This window comes from Streptomyces griseus subsp. griseus, assembly GCF_000720255.1.
Lineage (GTDB): Bacteria > Actinomycetota > Actinomycetes > Streptomycetales > Streptomycetaceae > Streptomyces > Streptomyces griseus_I.
Genome location: NZ_JOJE01000001.1, coordinates 14,906 through 35,024 on the forward strand (window position 1 = coordinate 14,906; position 20,119 = coordinate 35,024).

Below are 20,119 nucleotides of genomic sequence, written 5' to 3' on the forward strand. Positions count from 1 at the left end.
TTGACGGGGTTGAAACCCGGCCGGAGAGTGGTAAAGGCACGCGAGGGGGACATGCGCGGCAACCGCGTCGCGCAGGGCCGCGGATCGGGGGGTCTGCCATGAGCTCGTCCAGGGGTATGGAGAGCGCCGGGCACGAGGGGCAGCGCGTGAAGGTACCTTGGGGGGACGTACTGCTGTCCGCGATCGCCGCCGTGAGCTGGGCGTTGATCGGGATGGCGGGCACGGCGGCGCTCGGTCTGCATCTGCTGGAGGCCGACTCGGCAGGTTCGCTCGGCCCGATGACGGCGGCGGTGGTGGCTCTCGGGGCGGGTGGTTCGGTCACCCCGTCCGGCGATGTGTCCGCTTTCGGGTTGAAAGGCGCGGAGGCCACCACGGCCATCGAGATCACGCCACTGGGCGTGAGCCTGGTCGGGGCGCTGCTTTTGTCATGGTTCTTCCTGCGGTCCCTGCGAGCGGCGGGAGTTGTGATCGCCCCCGCCGAACTCCTCGCGCGCGCGGGCACGGTGGTCGCGCTGTTCGTGGCGACGCTGGGCGGACTGGCCTGGGCGGGACACGACGTCATCACGATCGACGGGGGCTCGCTGGGGCTGGGCGACCTGCTCGGCGGCGACGGGGGCGGAAGCGGATCGGGGAGCGGGTCCGGGGGCGGGTCCGGAGGGCTCGAGATTCCCGGGCTCGGCGACGTGGGGAGCATCGGGGACCTCGGGGACATCGGGGGGTTGCTGCCGGACCGGCTCGGCGATCTCGTGCACGCGAAGGCGGCGGTGGGGTTCACCGTCGACACCGTGCCGACGCTGCTCGGGGGGCTGGGGTGGTCGGCCGGGATTCTGCTCATCGCGCTGCTGGCCTCGCGTCGCACTCCGTTGCCCCGGGGCTGGGAGGCCGTGCACCGGGTCGTACGGCCGACCGCGTCGGCCCTCGTCACCGTGCTGCTGTTGTCGGTGGCCGCCGGGTTTGCCGCAGCGGGCTTCGCCGCGACCGGTGACGACCATCCCCGGCGCATCGCGGGCGCGGCGCTGCTGGGCGCCCCCGAAGGGACCTGGCTCGGCGTCCCGATCGGACTGTTCGTCCCCTACGACGGCCGGGCGACGGGCGGGCTCACCAAGCTGCTGCCGGATCCCCTGGACGACCTGCTCACCGTGGAGTCCGGCCGACCCGTGACGTTGGCGCGCCTGGCGGAGCTGGACGGGCGGGTGTGGCTGTTGGGCGTGGCCGCGGCGCTGATGATGGTGTTGGCGGGGGTTCTTGTGGGGCTACGGACGCCGGTGGGGGCGGTTGCCGAGGGGGCGGGCGGGGATGGGGGTGCGTCCGGGATGGGCCACGTCGGCGCCCTGGGCTTTGCCGGACGGTGTGCGCTGCGGCTCGGGGTCGCGACCGCGCTGACGCTGCCGCTGCTGGCCTGGCTCACGGAGGTGTCCGTGAACGCCTCGCTGTCCGTGCTCGGGATCGACGCGTTCGGAGCGGGCGTGGAACTACGCGGGCGGCTCGGCACGGCACTGCTGCTCGGGGCTGTGTGGGGTGCGGGGGCGGGGGCCGTGGGGGCGCTGCTGGCGTGGGTCAGCGGGGCGGCGGGGCGAGGGGCGGCGCGGTTGGCCGTACCGGAGGTGCCGGACGCGGACAGGGCGGGGTCGGTGTTGGGAGGGGTGGAGCCGTACGTGGGTGACCGGTCGTACGTGGGTGACCGGTCCGGGCCGTACGCGCAGGGGGCCCTGTACCGACCGCCCAACCCGGACACCAACCCGTACCTGCGGATGCCGCCGGGGCCGCGTGAGCCGGAGGACGCGCGCCCTGGAGCGGCACCACCGTCGCCTGGCGGCCCACGGTACGAGGATGCCCCGCCACCTGGTCCGCCAACGGAACGGACCCTGCCGTCCGGTCAACGGACCCTGCCGTCCGGTCAGCCGCCGGGGCACCCCCCACCGCCCGGTGGGCATCCGCCCGGCACGGGGCCGCCGAGCGGCCGACAAATGGGTGAGCGGTCCGGCCGATCGCAGAGCGGTGCGCGCGAGCCCGACCGGCCGCAGAGCGGTGCGCGCGAGCCCGACCGGTCGCAGAGCGGTGCGCGCGAGCCCGGCCGGTCTGGGCCCGCTGAGCAGCCGTCCCCGGGACCGCCGCCCCACGGGGACTCTCCCCCGCCGCCTCCGGGAGCGGTGCCGCCGCGCGATGTGTACGGCGCGCCCACCGTGGTCCGGCCGATCGGGCCGGTGCCGCCGCGGCGGGCGGGCGGTCCGCGCGGTGGTCGGGCCGGTTCCTCTCCGGACGAGGAGCCGCCACCACCGCCTCCTCCGCCGCCCGGGACGCCGAGGCGACCGCAGTGAGCCGGGAGTGCCCCGGGGCAGGTCGGCGGGGGTGTGTAACGTTCGCTTCATCTGCTGGTCGGGCAGTGTTCCCTGTCCGCCAGGCGGACCTCGGGGGCGGGGTGCGCAAGGCGCCGGATACGGTGGACACACCATGAGCGCTTCGCAGATTCCGCCCTCTGACGTGACCTCTGACGTCCCCACTCTCCTGGTCAAGATCTTCGGCAAGGACAGGCCGGGCATCACGGCCGGCCTCTTCGACACTCTTGCCGCCTACTCCGTCGGCGTCGTCGACATCGAGCAGGTCGTCACGCGTGGCCGCATCGTGCTGTGCGCGCTCGTGACCGAGCCGCCGCGCGGCATGGAGGGGGATCTGCGGGCCACCGTCCACAGCTGGGCGGAGTCGATGAAGCTCCAGGCGGAGATCATCTCCGGTCTGGGTGACAACCGGCCGCGCGGTCTGGGCCGCTCCCTCGTCACCGTGCTGGGGGATCCGCTCACCGCGGAGGCGACCGCCTCGATCGCCGCGAAGATCACCAAGGCGGGCGGCAACATCGACCGTATCTTCCGGCTGGCCAAGTACCCGGTCACCGCGGTCGAGTTCGCCGTTTCGGGTGTGGAGACCGAGCCCCTTCGCACGGCCCTCGTGACCGATGCCGCGGCGCTGGGCGTCGACATCGCGGTCGTCGCGGCGGGCCTGCACCGGCGGGCCCAGCGGCTCGTGGTCATGGATGTGGACTCCACGCTCATCCAGGACGAGGTGATCGAGCTCTTCGCCGCGCACGCCGGCTGCGAGGACCAGGTCGCCGAGGTCACGGCCGCCGCGATGCGCGGGGAGCTGGACTTCGAACAGTCGCTGCACGCGCGGGTCGCCCTGCTGGAGGGGCTGGACGCGTCGGTGGTGGACAAGGTGCGCAGCGAGGTGAGGCTGACGCCGGGTGCGCGCACGCTGATCCGGACGCTGAAGCGGCTCGGCTATCAGGTGGGGGTGGTCTCGGGTGGGTTCACGCAGGTCACCGATGATCTGAAGGAGCGGCTGGGGCTGGACTTCGCCCAGGCCAACACGCTGGAGATCGTCGACGGCAGGCTGACGGGCCGGGTCACCGGCGAGATCGTCGACCGGGCGGGCAAGGCGCGGCTGCTGCGCCGGTTCGCCGCCGAGGCGGGGGTTCCGTTGTCGCAGACCGTGGCGATCGGTGACGGGGCGAACGACCTGGACATGCTGAACGCGGCCGGTCTCGGGGTCGCCTTCAACGCGAAGCCGGTGGTGCGGAAGGCGGCGCACACCGCGGTGAACGTGCCGTTCCTGGACACGGTCCTGTATCTGCTGGGTGTCACCCGCGAAGAGGTCGAGGCGGCGGACACGGTCGACGAGGGCTGAGCCGGCCGGCCGCGGGCCCTCGAAGCAGACGCCTCGCCGCGGGCCCCCGCCGCAAGCGCCTCGGCCCGGTCGCCCCGCCGCAGGCCCGCTCGCCGCAAGCGCCTCGGCCCGGTCGCCCCGCCGCAGGCCCGCTCGCCGCAAGCGCCTCGGCACGGTCGCCCCGCCGCAGGCCCGCTCGCCGCAAGCGCCTCGGCCCGGTCGCCCCGCCGCGGGGCCACCGGCCGCCGGAAGACCACCGGCCGGTCGAAAGGCAACCGGCTGGTCGAAAGCAACGGCCCGCCGAAGGGTCAGGGGGCTGTCCGGCATCCCCCGCGATGCCGGACAGCCCCCGTCACGTCACTCGGTCGGCGCCCAGTAGTCCAGCAGCGTGGCCACGCCCGGCTCCAGGCTCTTCCATGTGCCGTCGAAGGACAGCACGGCGAAGGCGGCGGCCGGGAAGCCCCGGCTGCTCATCCGCTCACGGGCGTCTTCGTCGGCGGAGCCGGAGAGGACCTCGGTCAGGCCCTGGACTCCAGGGTTGTGACCGATCAGGAGGACGTTCTGCGCGTCGTCGGGGACTTCGTTGAGCAGCGCGATCAGCTCGCCGGGCGAGGCCTCGTAGATCCGCTCCTCGTAGACGGTTTTCGGCCGGTGCGGGAACTCCTGGACGGCGATCTTCCAGGTCTCGCGGGTGCGGGTCGCGGTGGAGCACAGGGCCAGGTCGAAGGGGATACCGGTGTCGGCCAGCTTGAGTCCGGCGACTGCGGAGTCCTTTCGGCCCCGCTCAGCGAGCGGTCGCTCGTGGTCGGTCACCGGTGGCCAGTCGGCTTTCGCATGCCGGAAGAGGACAATCCTGCGGGGTTCTGCGACGCTCATGTCACCCAGCTTCGCATGAAACAGGCCATGGGGCGCAGGGAGTTGACGAGCGGCTTTGCCGGGGTTCAGCCCGCCATCAGACGCTGCACGCGCTCCATGAGGTGGCTGATCGCGGGGTCGCCGGTGGCCGCGTGCGCGTCCGAGGGGTTCATTATCAGCAGAAGAAGGGTGACGAAGGCGAGCAGCGGCAGGGCGAGCGCCCACCAGGGCAGCCGGATGTCGACGCGGCCGCCGGTCGCCGGGTGGGGGCGGGTGTGCGTAGGGGCCGACATCTGTGCCTCCGCTGGTCTCCGAGGGGCCGTGGCCGGCCTTTCGCGGCCACATCTCGAAGTTACGGAACGCGCGGCCCTCAACCCATCCGGTGATCCACCCAGTTGACCCTGACACTCACCCCCTAGGGGATGGTGGTGCTAGCACCACCCCGCCGGGGGACGAGGGCGCCTGGTCCGTCACGGCGACACGATCGTGGCGATCACGGCGAGGCGATCGTGGCGATCACGGCGATGATCACGAAGATGGCGAGGAACGAGCCGAAGACGATCAGCATCTTCTTCTGGCCGTTCTGGGGATTCGGATCGAGCACTGGCATACGGCCAGTTTCGCACCCCTGCGGCGGGCCCCGCCGGCCGGGGTGAGGGCGGACTCAGCGGCCCGCCTCGCCCTCGACCGTGCGGTCGCGCCCCGCCAGGAAGCCCACGACCATCTGCGGCACCATCAGGGCGCTCATGAGGGCGATGGGCAGGCCCCAGCCGCCGCTGCTCTGGTAGAGAACGCCCACGAGGAGCGGTCCGGGGATGGAGATCAGGTAGCCCATGCTCTGGGCGAAGCCGGACAGCTGGGCCACTCCGGCGCCGGTCCTGGCGCGCATCCCGATCATGGTGAGGGCGAGCGGGAAGGCGCAGTTGGCGACGCCGAGGAGCACGGCCCAGGCCCAGGCGCCCTCGGCCGGGGCGAGGTACAGGCCGGCGTATCCGGCGAGGCCGCAGGCGCCCAGCACGAGCACGATGGGGCCCTGGTGGGGCAGCCGGGTGGCCAGGCGCGGGATGACGAAGGCGAGGGGCACACCCATGACCATGGTGACGGCGAGGAGCAGTCCGGCCGTCCCGGCGGCCACCCCGGCGTCGCGGAAGATCTGCGCCATCCAGCCCATGGTGATGTAGGCGGCGGTGGCCTGGAGTCCGAAGAAGACGGCCAGGGCCCAGGCGGTGCGGCTGCGGGTGACGCGCAGGGCCGCCGGCGGTTCCTCCCGCGCGGGCGCCGGAGTGGCGGGCCGCGCCCCCCGCTGCCGTACGAAGGGGATCCAGGGCACCACGGCGATCCCGGCCAGGGTCGCCCAGACCGCGAGTCCGGGCTGCCAGCCGCCGCCCAGGGCGTCCGTGAGGGGCACGGTGACCGCGGCGGCTGCCGAGGTGCCGAGAGCCAGGGACATCGAGTACAGGCCGGTCATGGAGCCGACCCGGTCGGGGAACCAGCTTTTGACGATGACCGGCATCAGGACGTTGCTGACCGCGATGCCCATGAGGGCGAGGGCGCTGGCGGCGAGGAAGCCGCCCGTGCCGCCGGCGTAGGGGCGTATGAGCAGGCCGGCGGTGATGGCCAGCATGCCCGCGCACACCACCGCCCCGGGGCCGAAGCGGCGGGCGAGCCGGGGGGCCGTGACGCCGAAGACCGCGAAGCAGAGTGGGGGCACCGAGGTGAGCAGGCCGGCCACGCTGCCGCTCATGCCGAGGCCGTCGCGGACCTCTTCGAGGAGGGCACCGAGGCTGGTGATGGCGGGGCGCAGGTTCAGGGCGGACAGCACGATGCCGAGGACGAGCAGACGCGTCGCCCACGCGCGCGTGGGCGACGCGGGACTCGCCGGGGACGCTTCGGTCGTGTGTGTCCGGTGTTTCCGTAGGGTCTGGGCGGTCGGGGAGGTCGTCGTTGTCCGGTATTCCTCACGTGCCATGCCGTCCATCATAGAATCATAGGATGATTGGTCGTCCATGCCCGGGCTCCGCTCCCCGGTCCGTGTTCTGCGAAGGTGTGCCATGCCCCTGAGCCATCCGCGCCGCTCGGCGCTGTCCGAGCAGGTCATCGCCGCGCTGCGGGCCCAGATCACCTCGGGCGAGTGGCCGGTGGGCTCGCGTATCCCGACGGAGCCCGAGCTGGTCGAGCAGCTGGGCGTGGCCCGCAACACCGTGCGGGAGGCGGTCCGGGCCCTCGCGCACAACGGCCTGCTGGACATCCGGCAGGGCTCGGGCACGTACGTCGTGGCCACCAGTGAGCTGGCCGGCGTGATGCACCGCCGCTTCACGGACGCGGACCCCCGGCACATCGCCGAACTGCGCTCCACACTGGAGTCGGGCGCCGCCAAGCTGGCAGCCGAGCGGCGCACCGAGAAGGACCTCAAGCAGCTCGACGCGCTGCTGCTGCGCCGCGAGGAGGCGTGGGAGTCGGGCGACACGGAGGCGTTCGTGACGGCGGACGCGACCTTCCACCTGGCGGTGGTGGCCGCGTCCCACAACGACGTCATGACGGCGATGTACGCCGACCTGGGCGAGGTGCTGCGGGACTGGCTGCGCGAGGACGTCGGCGAGGAGCTGACGCCGGAGTCGTACCTTGATCACACGCCGCTGGTGGACGCGATCCGCGCGAGTGACGCGGAGGCAGCGGCGGCGGAGGCGGCGGGCTACCCGTTCCAGTGCCGGCCCGGCCCGTTCACCCCTTCTGGTGACTGACCCACGCCGAGCCCACTTCCTTCCAGCAGCGCCCCGTGAGCCGTACGGTCATCGCGGGCTCCACCTCGGCCGGGGCGCTGTCGGTGTCGATGTCCCACCACCGGTCGCACTCGATGTGCAGGCGCACGCGGTCGACTTCGACGTACGGGTTGTGGCAGAAGGCGACCACGTGGGAACCGCGGACGCTGGTCCGGCACTCGGCACCGAACGGCTCCGGCTCGGCGGGCTGCCGTGTCGCCACGCGCGCGTGGGGCATCGCCTCGTACGGCAGGCACATGACGAGGGCGACGGCGAGGGCCGCGGTCACTGGGGCCAGGCTGCTGGACAGGCGCACAAGGGAACCTCCTCGGCCGGGCTGGGGAGGGAAAAGGCGAGGTGAACGCGTAATCCAGAGTGCCCGCTCGTGCGCGGTGCGCGCCCGGTCGGTGAGCCGTTCGAGTGAACGTCCTTGCGCGAAAGGCCCCCACCCGAACGGGTGAGGGCCCCAGTACCGCGGGTCAGGCGGCGACGCTGCCGGTCAGGCTGCGATCACGCGCCGATGGCGTGCAGACCGCCGTCGACGTGGATGATCTCGCCGGTGGTCTTCGGGAACCAGTCGCTCAGCAGGGCGACGATGCCGCGCCCGGCCGGCTCGGGGTCCTTGAGGTCCCACTCCAGCGGGGAGCGGGAGTCCCACACGGAGGCCAGCTCGCCGAAGCCCGGGATGGACTTGGCGGCCATGGAGCCGATCGGGCCGGCGGAGACGAGGTTGCAGCGGATGTTCTGCTTGCCCAGGTCACGCGCCATGTAGCGGCTGGTGGCCTCCAGGGCGGCCTTGGCCGGGCCCATCCAGTCGTACTGCGGCCAGGCGAACTGCGCGTCGAAGGTGAGGCCGACGACCGAGCCGCCGTTCTGCATCAGCGGCAGGCAGGCCATGGTCAGCGACTTCAGGGAGTACGCCGAGACGTGCATGGCGGTGGCGACGGACTCGAACGGCGTGTTGAGGAAGTTGCCGCCGAGCGCGTCCTGCGGCGCGAAGCCGATGGAGTGCACGACGCCGTCGAGACCGCCCAGCTCCTCGCCGACGATGTCCGCGAGGCGGCCGAGGTGGTCGTCGTTGGTGACGTCGAGCTCGATGACCTTGGTGGGCTTCGGGAGCTTCCTGGCGATGCGCTCGGTCAGCGTGGGCCGCGGGAACGCGGTCAGGATGATCTCGGCGCCCTGCTCCTGGGCCAGCTTGGCGGCGTGGAAGGCGATGGAGGACTCCATCAGCACACCGGTGATCAGGACGCGCTTGCCCTCGAGAATTCCGCTCATGGTGATCAGTGACCCATTCCCAGTCCGCCGTCAACGGGAATGACGGCTCCAGTGATGTACGAGGCGTCGTCCGAGGCGAGGAACCGCACCGTCGCGGCGATCTCCTCCGGCTGCGCGTACCGGCCCAGCGGCACCTGGGACACGATGCCCGCGCGCTGCTCGTCGGTGAGCACCTTGGTCATGTCGGTGTCGACGAAGCCGGGCGCGACGACGTTGAAGGTGATGTTGCGGGAGCCGAGCTCACGGGCGAGGGAGCGCGCGAAGCCGACCAGGCCGGCCTTGGACGCGGCGTAGTTCGCCTGGCCGGGCGAGCCGTACAGGCCGACCACCGACGAGATGAGGACGACACGGCCCTTCTTGGCGCGCAGCATGGCGCGGTTGGCGCGCTTGACCACGCGGAAGGTGCCGGTGAGGTTGGTGTCGACGACCGAGGTGAAGTCCTCCTCGGACATGCGCATCAGGAGCTGGTCCTTGGTGACGCCGGCGTTGGCGACGAGCACCTCGACCGGGCCGTGCTGGGCCTCGATCTCCTTGTAGGCCTGCTCCACCTGCTCGGGGTCGGTGATGTCGCACTTGACGGCCAGGTAGCCGGCCGGCGGCTCACCCGAGCGGTACGTGATCGCGACCTTGTCGCCGGCGTCGGCGAAAGCGCGGGCGATGGCGAGGCCGATGCCCCGGTTGCCTCCGGTGACGAGAACCGAGCGGCTCAACGGATCACCCTTTCGATTGGGGTCTGACACGCCCGCCCGAAACACCTGAATGGCAGGCGGCTACCCGCAAAACCTATCGGGCCGGTCCCCCCGCGGGACATTCGGGCACCCACAGTGGCTCACGGGACTGGCTGTGGGCTTCCTACAGAAAGTTTGCGGACAGCGGACGGAAACGTGTGGTCCGCGGGACCGCCGCCACGACATGATCGGAGCCCACAGGTCACGACACCAGGGAGAGACCTCCGTGCCTCATACGATCGACGAAGCCTTCACGGCGCTTCCCCTACGCGCCCTCGCCGACGCGGCGCTCGCACGCGCGCGTGCGCTGGGCGCCGAGCACGCGGACTTCCGGTTCGAGCGGGTGCGCAGCGCCTCCTGGCGGCTGCGGGACGCCAGGCCGTCCGGCTCGTCGGACACCACCGACCTCGGGTACGCGGTTCGGGTCGTGCACGGCGGCACGTGGGGCTTCGCGTCGGGGGTGGACCTCACCCTGGACGCCGCCGCCAAGGTCGCCTCGCAGGCGGTGGCCATGGCCAAGCTCTCCGCGCAGGTGATCAAGGCCGCGGGGTCGGACGAGCGGGTGGAGCTCGCCCACGAGCCCGTGCACGCCGACAAGACGTGGATCTCGTCGTACGGGATCGACCCGTTCAGCGTGCCCGACGAGGAGAAGTCGGCGCTGCTCGCGGAGTGGAGCACGCGGCTGCTCGCCGCCCCCGGGATCAACCACGTCGACGCCTCACTGCTCACCGTCCACGAGAACAAGTTCTACGCCGACACGGCCGGGACGGTCACCACCCAGCAGCGGGTCCGGCTGCATCCTTCGCTGACGGCGGTGTCGGTGGACGAGTCGAGCGGCGAGTTCGACTCCATGCGGACCATCGCGCCGCCGGTCGGACGCGGCTGGGAGTACCTCACCGGCACCGGCTGGGACTGGGACGAGGAGCTGGAGCGGATCCCGGAGCTGCTCGCCGAGAAGATGCGGGCGCCCAGCGTCGAGCCGGGCCTGTACGACCTGGTCGTCGACCCGTCCAACCTGTGGCTGACCATCCACGAGTCGATCGGCCACGCCACCGAACTGGACCGGGCCCTCGGCTACGAGGCGGCCTACGCCGGTACCTCCTTCGCCACCTTCGACCAGATCGGCAAGCTGAAGTACGGCTCCGAACTGATGAACGTCACCGGTGACCGCACCGCCGAGCACGGCCTGGCGACCATCGGGTACGACGACGAGGGCGTCGAGGGGCAGAGCTGGGACCTGGTGAAGGACGGCACGCTGGTCGGCTACCAGCTCGACCGGCGGATCGCGAAGCTGACCGGCTTCGAGCGTTCCAACGGCTGCGCGTTCGCCGACTCCCCCGGCCATGTGCCGGTGCAGCGCATGGCCAACGTGTCGCTCCGGCCGGACCCGGCCGGCATGTCCACGGAGGACCTGATCGGCAGCGTGGACCGCGGGATCTACGTCGTCGGGGACCGGTCCTGGTCCATCGACATGCAGCGCTACAACTTCCAGTTCACCGGGCAGCGGTTCTTCAGGATCGAGAACGGGCGGATCACGGGTCAGCTGCGGGACGTGGCCTACCAGGCGACCACGACCGACTTCTGGGGCTCGATGGCCGCGGTGGGCGGCCCGCAGACCTACGTCCTCGGGGGCGCCTTCAACTGCGGCAAGGCCCAGCCGGGTCAGGTGGCGGCGGTCTCGCACGGCTGCCCGTCGGCCCTGTTCAAGGGCGTCAACATCCTCAACACCACGCAGGAGGCCGGCCGATGAGCGCCCGTAGCAACAAGCCGCACGAGGTCGTCGAGCGCGCCCTCGAGCTGTCCCGGGCCGACGGGTGCGTGGTCATCGCCGACGAACAGTCGACCGCCAACCTGCGCTGGGCGGGCAACGCGCTCACCACGAACGGCGTCACGCGCGGGCGCACGCTCACCGTCATCGCGACGGTCGACGGCAAGGAGGGCACCGCCTCCGGGGTCGTCTCGCGCTCCGCGGTGACCGTGGACGAACTGGAGTCGCTGGTGCGGGCAGCCGAGGCCGCCGCGCGCGGCGCGGGGCCCGCCGAGGACGCGCAACCGCTGATCAGGGACGTCCCCGAGTCGCCCGACTTCACGGACGCGCCCGCGGAGACCTCCTCCGCGGTGTTCGCCGACTTCGCCCCGGCGCTCGGCGAGTCCTTCGCACGCGCGCGTGCGGGCGGCCGCGAACTGTACGGATTCGCCAACCACGAGCTGGTCTCCAGCTACCTCGGCACCTCGACGGGACTGCGCCTGCGGCACGACCAGCCCAACGGGACGCTGGAGCTGAACGCCAAGTCGCCCGACCGTACGCGCTCGGCGTGGGCGGGCCGCTCCACTCGGGACTTCAAGGACGTCGACCCTGCGGCGCTCGACGCGGAGCTGGCCGTACGCCTCGGCTGGGCCGAGCGGCGCTTCGAGCTGCCCGCCGGGCGGTACGAGACGCTGCTGCCGCCGACGGCCGTGGCGGACCTGCTGATCTACCAGATGTGGTCCTCCTCGGGCCGGGACGCGGTCGAGGGCCGCACGGTGTTCTCCAAGCCCGGCGGCGGCACGCGCGTCGGCGAGCGGCTGACCGAGCTGCCGCTGACCCTGCGCAGCGACCCGTACGAGCCGGGGCTGGAGTCCGCTCCGTTCGTGCTCGCGCACTCGTCCGGGGGCGACCAGTCGGTGTTCGACAACGGTCTGCCGATGGCGGCCACCGAGTGGATCCGCGACGGCGAGGTGGGCCGACTGCTGACCAGCAGGCACAGCGCGGCCCTGACCGGGCTGCCCCTGGCGCCCGGGATCGACAACCTGATCCTCGACGGCGGCGAGGACCGCTCCCTGGAGGAGATGGTCGCGAGCACCGAGCGCGGGCTGCTGCTGACCTGCCTGTGGTACATCCGCGAGGTCGACCCGGCCACGCTGCTGCTCACCGGCCTGACCCGGGACGGCGTCTACCTCGTGGAGAACGGCGAGGTGACCGGCGAGGTGAACAACTTCCGGTTCAACGAGTCGCCGGTCAACCTGCTGGGGCGGGCCGTGGAGGCCGGGCGCACGGAGAAGACGCTGCCGCGGGAGTGGAGCGACTGGTTCACCAGGGCCGCGATGCCTGCGCTGCGTATCCCCGATTTCAATATGAGCTCTGTCAGTCAGGGCGTATAACCTCGTAGGCGGCTGTCACTCGACCGCCCGAAAGATCATCCAAGGAGTACGAGACCGTGACGGACATCGTCGACGAGCTGAAGTGGCGCGGGCTGTTCGCCCTGTCCACTGACGAGGACGCTTTGCGCAAGGCGCTCGCGGACGGTCCCGTCACGTTCTATTGCGGCTTCGACCCGACCGCGCCGTCCCTGCACGTGGGGCACCTGGTCCAGGTGCTCACCGTGCGCCGCCTCCAGCAGGCCGGACACCGGCCGCTGGCGCTGGTCGGCGGGGCCACGGGTCTGATCGGCGACCCGCGCCCGACCGCGGAGCGCACGCTGAACGACCCGGAGACGGTCCGTGGCTGGGTCGACAAGCTGCGCGGCCAGATCGAGCCGTTCCTCGACTTCGAGGGCGAGAACGCGGCCCTCATGGTCAACAACCTCGACTGGACCGAGGGCCTGTCCGCGATCGAGTTCCTCCGCGACATCGGCAAGCACTTCCGCGTCAACAAGATGCTCACCAAAGACTCGGTCGCCCGCCGGCTGGAGTCCTCCGAGGGCATCAGCTACACGGAGTTCAGCTACCAGCTCCTGCAGGGCATGGACTTCCTCCAGCTCTTCCGCAGGTACGGCTGCACGCTCCAGCAGGGTGGCAGCGACCAGTGGGGCAACCTGACGGCCGGCCTCGACCTGATCCACCGCCTGGAGCCGCAGGCCGACGTGCACGCGCTGGCGACGCCGCTGATGACCAAGGCGGACGGCACCAAGTTCGGCAAGACCGAGGGCGGCGCCGTCTGGCTCGACCCGGAGATGACCACGCCGTACGCGTTCTACCAGTTCTGGCTGAACGTGGACGACCGGGACATCTCGACGTACCTGCGGATCCTGTCCTTCAAGTCCCGCGAGGAGCTGGAGGAGTTGGAGAAGCAGACCGAGGAGCGTCCGCAGGCCCGGGCCGCCCAGCGTGCGCTGGCCGAGGAACTGACGACCCTGGTGCACGGCGCCGGCCAGACGGCCGCGGTGATCGCCGCATCCAAGGCGCTCTTCGGCCAGGGCGAGCTCGCGGACCTCGACGAGCGGACGCTGACGGCGGCCCTGTCCGAGGTGCCGCACATCCAGGTCGCCGCGCTGGGTCCGGTCGTGGACCTTTTCGCCGAGGTCGGCCTGGTGGCCAGCAAGTCCGCCGCGCGCCGGACCGTGAAGGAGGGCGGGGCGTACGTGAACAACGCGAAGGTCACCGCCGAGGACGCGGTGCCCGCCAAAGAGGACCTGCTGCACGGCCGCTGGCTGGTGCTGCGCAGGGGCAAGAAGAACCTGGCGGCCGTGGAGGTCACGGGCGGCTGAGCGCACCCGGTCACGGCGACGGGGGCGGCGCCTTGACGGCGCCGCTCCCTTCGACGTTCACGCCGCCTGAGCTCAGGCGCTTCGCTGCATCTTTCTGTTGCCCCACAACTGCATATACAGCGCGTCACCGGCCGCGACGATGACGATCGCGGCGATCAGCTGGAAGATGTGGCGGCTCCAGTCGATGCCGGACGTCTCCTCGACACCGAACCCACGGGCCATCGCGTTGCCGACGACGGCGCCGAGCATGCCGAAGATGGTGGTCAGCCAGAGGGGGCTGTGCTGCTTGCCCGGGATGATCGCCTTGGCGATCAGACCCAGTACGAATCCCACGATGATGGCCCAGAACCAGCCCATGGCTGTCTCCTCCTACGGCTCGAGCCGAGCGCTGCTCCCAGTCTCGGCCCGTTGGACGTACGGCGCATGTCGGGTGCGCCCCTCCTCGGAATGGCGCAGCGCGTTCGCGTCGGCGGGAGACGACCCGGCCTCGAACCCGGACCCGGGGCGGCGTACCGTTGGACGCAGGTTTTCCATGCGGACAGCGTGCGGGCGGATGGTGGAATGTGATGCGGAAGCAGCGTGGCGGCAGCGGCCAGGTGTTCCGGATCACCGGAGCCCGGCAAGGCCTCCAGGACGACGTGCGGGGCCGGCAGCGGCGGTACGTCATCTCGATGTCGATCCGTACGCTGGCGGTGATCCTCGCGGCGCTGCTCTGGAACGTGGAACGGCACGTCGCGATCGTGGCGCTCGTTCTGGGCGCGACACTGCCGTACATCGCGGTGGTGATCGCCAACGCCGGGCGGGAGAACGCGCCGGGACTACCGTCGACGTTCGTGACGACGCCGATGCGGCCGATGATCACGCCGGGGCATGAGGCGGGCCCCGAGGCGGAGGGCGCTTCGGAATCCGTGCCGGACGGCAGTGCCGGTGAGACGGCTGAGCGCCGGCCATGAGTGCGTTGTGCGCCAAGCTCAAGAAAAGCTCAGATCAATCACGTTGTTCCGGTGCCCCGGGGCGGGTGACCCATGACATACTTCGTACGCGCTCCGCATCCCCCGTCGGAGCGAGAGACCGACGCCGGGCAGCTCCCCCCGTGGCTGCTCGGCGTCGCCTTTTTGTGAGACTTGGCTCGTGACTGCTGAAGCTGTTGAAACTGTTGAGACGCCGGTTTGTTCCGCCAAGGGGTGCCGTGAGGACGCGGTGTGGGTGTTGGCGTGGAACAACCCGAAGATTCATACGCCGGAGCGGCGGAAGACTTGGCTCGCGTGTGAGTCGCATCGCGAGCACTTGTCGGAGTTTCTGGGGGTTCGGGGGTTTTTGAAGGACGTGGTGCTCTTGAAGGAGTGGGAGGAGCAGGGGGGCTGAGGGCGCGGTTCGACTGCGGGTTGTTCGTGGTTTCTCGCGCCCACGCGGCGGAGCCGCATATCGATACAGCCCCGCGCCCCTGGGTGCCTTCAGCCCCCGATCGCTGACATAGGGCGGTCCGGCTGTACGAACGACGGGTCGTCCAGGCCCGCCCCCGCCTTCTTGCCCCACATCGCCAGGCGCCAGATGCGGGCGATCTCCTCGTCGGGGGCGTCGCTGCGCAGCGCTGACCTGAGGTCTGTTTCCTCGGTGGCGAAGAGGCAGGTGCGGATCTGGCCGTCGGCGGTGAGGCGGGTGCGGTCGCAAGCGGAGCAGAAGGGGCGGGTGACGGAGGCGATGACGCCGACACGGTGGGGGCCGCCGTCGACCAGCCAGCGTTCCGCCGGGGCGGAGCCGCGTTCGTCCTGGCCCTCGGGGGTGAGGTCGAAGCGGGTGCGCAGGGAGGTGAGGATGTCGCCGGCCGTCACCATGCCCTCGCGCTTCCAGCCGTGCTGGGCGTCGAGGGGCATCTGCTCGATGAAGCGCAGTTCGTAGTCGTGCTCGACGGCCCAGGCGAGCAGGTCGGGGGCCTCGTCCTCGTTGAGGCCCGGCATCAGGACGCTGTTGACCTTGACCGGGGTCAGGCCGGCCTCGCGGGCGGCCTGGAGGCCTTCGAGGACGTCCTTGTGGCGGTCGCGGCGGGTCAGGGTCTTGAAGACGTCCGGGCGGAGGGTGTCCAGGGAGACGTTCACCCGGTCCAGGCCCGCGGCCTTCAGGGCGGTCGCGGTGCGCCTGAGGCCGATGCCGTTGGTCGTCAGCGACATCTGGGGGCGGGGCTCAAGGGCCGCGACGCGCTCGACGATGCCGACCAGGCCGGGGCGCAGCAGGGGCTCGCCGCCGGTGAAGCGGACCTCCTCGATGCCGAGGGAGGTGACCGCGATGTCGATCAGGCGGACGATCTCGTCATCTGTGAGGAGATCGGGCTTGGCCAGCCACTGCAGGCCCTCCTCGGGCATGCAGTACGTACAGCGCAGGTTGCACCGGTCGGTCAGCGAGACCCTCAGGTCGGTGGCCACCCGGCCGTAGGTGTCGATGAGCACGTGGGCCCCCTCCCTCGTCGCGGACACGTCCTCTTCCGTCACCTGCGAGCCTACGTGACGCCACCGACAACGACGCCGGCCCGGCCCGTTTCCACGAGGTACGGAGCGGCCGCGTCGTAGGTCCGTACGATCCCACGACGCGGCCGTCGAGTCGGCGGTGTCCAGCGGGTCAGTGCGCTCCGGTGCCGGTCAGCGACCGTACCTCCAGCTCGGCGTACTTGGCCTTGTCGGGCTCCTCCTTGGACAGCAGCGTGCCGACGACGCCCAGCAGGAAGCCGACCGGGATCGAGATGAGGCCAGGGTTCTCCAGCGGGAACCAGTGGAAGTCGGCGTCCGGGAACATCGAGGTGGGCTTGCCGGAGACGACCGGCGAGAACAGCACCAGGCCGACCGCCGTGACCAGGCCGCCGTAGATCGACCACAGGGCCCCGGAGGTGGTGAACCGCTTCCAGAAGAGGCTGTAGACGATCGTCGGCAGGTTGGCGGAGGCGGCGACGGCGAAGGCGAGGGCCACCAGGCCGGCGACGTTCAGGTCGCGGGCGAGGGCGCCCAGCACGATGGAGACGGCGCCGATGCCGACGGTCGCCCAGCGGGCCGCGCGGATCTCCTCCTTCTCGGTGGCCGCGCCCTTCTTGATGACGTTGGCGTAGATGTCGTGGGCGAACGACGAGGACGAGGCGAGGGTCAGGCCCGCGACGACCGCGAGGATCGTGGCGAAGGCGACCGCGGAGATGGTGGCGAGCAGGATGGCGCCCCAGTTGGAGTCGATCCCGCCGAGGTGGAGCGCGAGCAGGGGGGCCGCCGTGTTGCCCGCCTTGTTGGAGGTGGTGATCTCGTCGGGCTTGATGAGCGCGGCGGCGCCGAAGCCGAGCGCGAGGGTCATCAGGTAGAACGCGCCGATCAGGCCGATGGCCCAGATGACCGACTTACGGGCGGCCTTGGCGGTGGGCACCGTGTAGAAGCGGATCAGGATGTGCGGCAGGCCCGCGGTGCCGAGGACCAGGGCGATGCCGAGGGAGATGAAGTCCAGTTTGGTGGTGCCGGTGACGCCGTACTTCAGGCCGGGCTCCAGGAAGGCGGCGCCCTTGCCGCTGTTGTCGGCGGCGGAGCCGAGCAGCTCGGAGACGTTGAAGTCGAACTTCAGCAGCACCAGGAAGGTCAGCAGCAGGGCGCCCGCGATGAGCAGGACCGCCTTGACCATCTGGACCCAGGTGGTGCCCTTCATGCCGCCGATGGTGACGTAGACGATCATCAGGAGGCCGACCAGCGCCACGATGCCGATCTTGCCGCCGTCGCTGGTGATGCCGAGGAGCAGGGAGACCAGGACGCCCGCGCCCGCCATCTGGGCCAGCAGGTAGAAGATCGAGACCACGATCGTGGAGGTGCCGGCGGCCGTACGGACGGGGCGCTGACGCATGCGGTACGCCAGCACGTCGCCCATGGTGTAGCGGCCGGAGTTGCGCAGCGGCTCGGCGACCAGCAGGAGGGCGACGAGCCAGGCGACCAGGAAGCCGATGGAGTAAAGGAAGCCGTCGTAGCCGAAGAGGGCGATGGCGCCCGCGATGCCGAGGAAGGACGCGGCGGACATGTAGTCGCCGGAGACCGCGAGACCGTTCTGGAAACCGGTGAACTGCCGTCCGCCCGCGTAGAAGTCGGCGGCGTCCTTGGTCTGGCGGCCCGCCCAGACGGTGATGACGAGGGTCGCGGCGACGAAGACCGAGAACAGGGTGATGATCAGCGTCCGGTGCTCGCTGGCCGCACCCGCGGCGATGGTGATCGTGGGGCTCATGCGTTGCCCTCCATCCGGGACTTGATGGCCTCGGCCTTGGGGTCGAGCTTGGCGGCGGCGTGCCGCGCGTACCACCAGGCGATGAGGAACGTGGTGAGGAACTGGGCGAGGCCGAGGACGAGCGCCACGTTGATGTTGCCGACGACCTTGGTGCCCATGAAGTCGCCCGCGTAGCTGGACAGCAGGACGTACAGCAGGTACCAGGCGATGAAGGCGACGGTCAGCGGGAAGGCGAAGGAGCGGTAGGAGCTGCGCAGTTCACCGAACTCCGCGCTCTCGGAGACCGCGACGAACTCCTCGGTGGAAGGGAGTTGGGCTGGGGTTTTCGAGGGGGGCGGTGTCTCGGTGGCCACGGGTTCTCCTCGGTTGCGGACGGGGCGACTGCGGTCGGAGGCGAGTGTCCTCGCGCTCCCTGCCCAAGGTCACGGCGGCGCGCTAGGGCCGGTTCAAGTCCGGTGGTCACTTTCCGAAGTCGCCGTGATCAAGCATTGCTGGCCCGGGACTTCGGGAGATAACTTCGCCCTGCACCACCCGTCATGTACCTGCCCGAGCGCCACCTGTGTCTCGGGCCGGTTTCGTTTCCGGATGATGTGGAGATCCCATGGCTCATCTGCGTTCCAGACACCGTCTCGCCCTCGCGGTGCCCGTCGTGCTGTCGCTGACCGCCTCGCTCGGCTTCCTGCCGGCGGCGGCCTCGGCCGCGCCGCTCGCCCAGTCCACCGCGACGACGGCGGACGGGCCGAACCTGGCGTACGTCGTCAACACCAAGGCGGACCATCGCACGATCGCGTCGGTGAAGAAGGCCGTCGCCAAGGCCGGCGGCACCGTCGTCATCGCGTACGAGAAGATCGGCGTCATCGTGGTGCACTCCGCGAACCCCGACTTCGGCAAGCAGATACGCGCCGTACGCGGAGTGCAGTCGGCGGGTGCCACGCGCACCACGCCGCTCGTCGCGGCGGGCACGACGGACGAGGGCGCCGCCGACTACCTGTCGGCCGCGGAGGCCGCGAAGGTGAAGGCCGCCTCGGCGGACGCCCCGGGCAGCGAGCCCCTCGAGGCCGACCAGTGGGACCTGCGCGCCATCGGCGCCGACAAGGCCGCGCAGATCAACCCGGGCAGCAGGAAGGTCACCGTCGGTGTCATCGACACCGGCGTCGACGACACCCACCCGGACCTCGCCCCGAACTTCTCCGCGTCCCAGTCGGCCAACTGCGTGGGCGGCGTCGCGGACACCAGCGAGGGTGCCTGGCGCCCGTACACCGCCGAGGACTACCACGGCACGCATGTCGCCGGTGAGATCGCCGCGGCCCGCAACGGCATCGGTGTGGCCGGTGTCGCGCCGGGCGTGAAGGTCTCCGGCATCAAGGTGAGCGACCCGAGCAACGGCCTCTTCTACCCCGAGAACGTCGTGTGCGCGTTCGTGTTCGCCGCCGACCACGGTGTCGAGATCACGAACAACAGCTACTACGTGGACCCGTGGCTCTACAACTGCATGGACGACCCCGACCAGAGGGCGATCGTCGACGCGGTCAACCGGGCCCAGCTGTACGCCCAGAAGAAGGGCACGCTGAACCTGGCGTCGGCCGGCAACTCCAACCACGACCTGGACTCGGACTCCATCGTCGACAACAGCAGCCCCGACGACGCCACGCCGGTGGAGCGGACCATCGACCCGCACGAGTGCTTCGACGTGCCGACCCAGCTGCCTGGCGTGGTCACGGTGAGCGCGACGGGCGTGCAGAACCTCAAGTCGTACTACTCCTCTTACGGCAAGGGTGTCGTCGACATCGCGGCGCCGGGCGGCGACCGGAAGTACCAGCTCCCGGACACCCCGTCGAAGGACGGCCGCATCCTGTCGACCATGCCGAACAACCAGTACGCCTTCCTGCAGGGCACGTCGATGGCCTCGCCGCACGCCGCGGGCGTCGCCGCGCTGCTGAAGTCCACGCACCCGTGGGCGGGTCCGGCGCAGCTGCAGGCGCTGCTGAAGGCGCAGGCCGACAAGACCGCCTGCCCCGCGTCGTACGACCAGGACGGTGACGGCACGCAGGACGCGACCTGCGTGGGCGGCAAGCGCATCAACGGCTTCTACGGCTTCGGCATCGTCAATGCGCTGCGCGCGGTCAAGTAACCCGGGATCATG

Annotated in this window: 20 protein-coding genes; 9 read left to right on the forward strand and 11 right to left on the reverse strand. The window is 70.9% G+C overall.

From position 1 onward, the window contains the following. The first annotated feature begins 98 nt into the window (after positions 1-98). Positions 99-2,318 carry a streptophobe family protein gene (locus tag IG99_RS00080; protein WP_037668241.1) on the forward strand — a complete coding sequence of 740 codons (2,220 nt, stop codon included), beginning with the start codon at positions 99-101 and terminating at the stop codon, positions 2,316-2,318. Between the two features lie 133 nt (positions 2,319-2,451). Then, positions 2,452-3,678: a phosphoserine phosphatase SerB gene (serB, locus tag IG99_RS00085; RefSeq protein WP_037668244.1), complete on the forward strand. Its 1,227-nt coding sequence runs from the start codon at positions 2,452-2,454 to the stop codon at positions 3,676-3,678. 336 nt (positions 3,679-4,014) lie between these two features. On the opposite strand, the gene IG99_RS00090 is transcribed toward serB, so the two are convergent. From IG99_RS00090 to IG99_RS00100, 4 genes are all read right to left on the reverse strand, one after another. Then, the gene (locus IG99_RS00090; protein ID WP_037668246.1) at positions 4,015-4,533 is read right to left on the reverse strand and encodes a SixA phosphatase family protein; all 519 of its coding nucleotides are present in this window, start codon (positions 4,531-4,533) and stop codon (positions 4,015-4,017) included. Between the two features lie 65 nt (positions 4,534-4,598). Continuing rightward, on the reverse strand, positions 4,599-4,805 hold the full coding sequence (locus IG99_RS00095) for a hypothetical protein (RefSeq protein WP_037668249.1): 207 nt from the start codon (positions 4,803-4,805) through the stop codon (positions 4,599-4,601). A 200-nt stretch (positions 4,806-5,005) separates the two neighbouring features. After that, positions 5,006-5,122, reverse strand: a complete 117-nt coding sequence (locus IG99_RS51325; RefSeq protein ID WP_107055787.1) for an SGM_5486 family transporter-associated protein — start codon at positions 5,120-5,122, stop codon at positions 5,006-5,008. Between the two features lie 54 nt (positions 5,123-5,176). Then, positions 5,177-6,493, reverse strand: coding sequence for a CynX/NimT family MFS transporter (locus IG99_RS00100; RefSeq protein ID WP_037668252.1), 1,317 nt, complete (start codon positions 6,491-6,493; stop codon positions 5,177-5,179). Between the two features lie 70 nt (positions 6,494-6,563). On the opposite strand from IG99_RS00100, the gene IG99_RS00105 reads away from it, so the two are divergent. Continuing rightward, positions 6,564-7,253 (forward strand): FadR/GntR family transcriptional regulator, encoded by a 690-nt coding sequence (locus tag IG99_RS00105; protein WP_037668255.1) that lies wholly within the window; start codon positions 6,564-6,566, stop codon positions 7,251-7,253. Here IG99_RS00105 and IG99_RS00110 read toward each other — a convergent pair. From IG99_RS00110 to fabG, 3 genes are all read right to left on the reverse strand, one after another. Continuing rightward, complete coding sequence (locus tag IG99_RS00110) at positions 7,234-7,587, reverse strand: hypothetical protein (RefSeq protein ID WP_037668257.1); 354 nt, start codon at positions 7,585-7,587, stop codon at positions 7,234-7,236. The genes IG99_RS00105 and IG99_RS00110 overlap by 20 nt on opposite strands. Before the next feature lie 194 nt (positions 7,588-7,781). Beyond that, positions 7,782-8,549 carry an enoyl-ACP reductase FabI gene (gene fabI / locus IG99_RS00115; RefSeq protein ID WP_037668260.1) on the reverse strand — a complete coding sequence of 256 codons (768 nt, stop codon included), beginning with the start codon at positions 8,547-8,549 and terminating at the stop codon, positions 7,782-7,784. Positions 8,550-8,554: 5 nt separating this feature from the next. Further along, positions 8,555-9,259 carry a 3-oxoacyl-[acyl-carrier-protein] reductase gene (gene fabG, locus IG99_RS00120; protein WP_037668261.1) on the reverse strand — a complete coding sequence of 235 codons (705 nt, stop codon included), beginning with the start codon at positions 9,257-9,259 and terminating at the stop codon, positions 8,555-8,557. A gap of 244 nt (positions 9,260-9,503) precedes the next feature. Between fabG and IG99_RS00125 the strand changes: the two genes are divergently transcribed. From IG99_RS00125 to tyrS, 3 genes are read left to right on the forward strand one after another with little or no spacing between them, the layout of a single operon-like run. After that, positions 9,504-11,027, forward strand: a complete 1,524-nt coding sequence (locus IG99_RS00125) for a TldD/PmbA family protein (protein WP_037669509.1) — start codon at positions 9,504-9,506, stop codon at positions 11,025-11,027. After that, positions 11,024-12,418: a metallopeptidase TldD-related protein gene (locus IG99_RS00130; protein WP_037668262.1), complete on the forward strand. Its 1,395-nt coding sequence runs from the start codon at positions 11,024-11,026 to the stop codon at positions 12,416-12,418. Before IG99_RS00125 ends, IG99_RS00130 begins: the two co-directional genes overlap by 4 nt. Before the next feature lie 56 nt (positions 12,419-12,474). Next, positions 12,475-13,743 (forward strand): tyrosine--tRNA ligase, encoded by a 1,269-nt coding sequence (tyrS, locus tag IG99_RS00135; RefSeq protein WP_037668263.1) that lies wholly within the window; start codon positions 12,475-12,477, stop codon positions 13,741-13,743. A 72-nt stretch (positions 13,744-13,815) separates the two neighbouring features. On the opposite strand, the gene IG99_RS00140 is transcribed toward tyrS, so the two are convergent. Next, a complete protein-coding gene (locus IG99_RS00140; RefSeq protein WP_037668265.1) occupies positions 13,816-14,100 on the reverse strand; it encodes a GlsB/YeaQ/YmgE family stress response membrane protein in 285 nt (94 codons plus the stop codon). 209 nt (positions 14,101-14,309) lie between these two features. On the opposite strand from IG99_RS00140, the gene IG99_RS00145 reads away from it, so the two are divergent. Together IG99_RS00145 and IG99_RS44755 are read left to right on the forward strand one after the other, a co-directional pair. Next, the gene (locus tag IG99_RS00145; RefSeq protein ID WP_037668267.1) at positions 14,310-14,696 is read left to right on the forward strand and encodes a DUF3099 domain-containing protein; all 387 of its coding nucleotides are present in this window, start codon (positions 14,310-14,312) and stop codon (positions 14,694-14,696) included. Between the two features lie 178 nt (positions 14,697-14,874). Beyond that, the gene (locus IG99_RS44755; protein ID WP_063768278.1) at positions 14,875-15,108 is read left to right on the forward strand and encodes a hypothetical protein; all 234 of its coding nucleotides are present in this window, start codon (positions 14,875-14,877) and stop codon (positions 15,106-15,108) included. Between the two features lie 89 nt (positions 15,109-15,197). On the opposite strand, the gene moaA is transcribed toward IG99_RS44755, so the two are convergent. The 3 genes from moaA to IG99_RS00160 form a co-directional block, all read right to left on the reverse strand. Continuing rightward, complete coding sequence (moaA, locus tag IG99_RS00150) at positions 15,198-16,187, reverse strand: GTP 3',8-cyclase MoaA (RefSeq protein ID WP_037669511.1); 990 nt, start codon at positions 16,185-16,187, stop codon at positions 15,198-15,200. A gap of 169 nt (positions 16,188-16,356) precedes the next feature. Next, positions 16,357-17,976, reverse strand: a complete 1,620-nt coding sequence (locus IG99_RS00155) for a solute symporter family protein (protein WP_037668269.1) — start codon at positions 17,974-17,976, stop codon at positions 16,357-16,359. Next, positions 17,973-18,329 (reverse strand): DUF485 domain-containing protein, encoded by a 357-nt coding sequence (locus IG99_RS00160; RefSeq protein ID WP_037668271.1) that lies wholly within the window; start codon positions 18,327-18,329, stop codon positions 17,973-17,975. Before IG99_RS00160 ends, IG99_RS00155 begins: the two co-directional genes overlap by 4 nt. Before the next feature lie 248 nt (positions 18,330-18,577). Between IG99_RS00160 and IG99_RS00165 the strand changes: the two genes are divergently transcribed. Beyond that, positions 18,578-20,107 (forward strand): S8 family peptidase, encoded by a 1,530-nt coding sequence (locus IG99_RS00165; RefSeq protein ID WP_037668272.1) that lies wholly within the window; start codon positions 18,578-18,580, stop codon positions 20,105-20,107. Positions 20,108-20,119 lie beyond the last annotated feature (12 nt).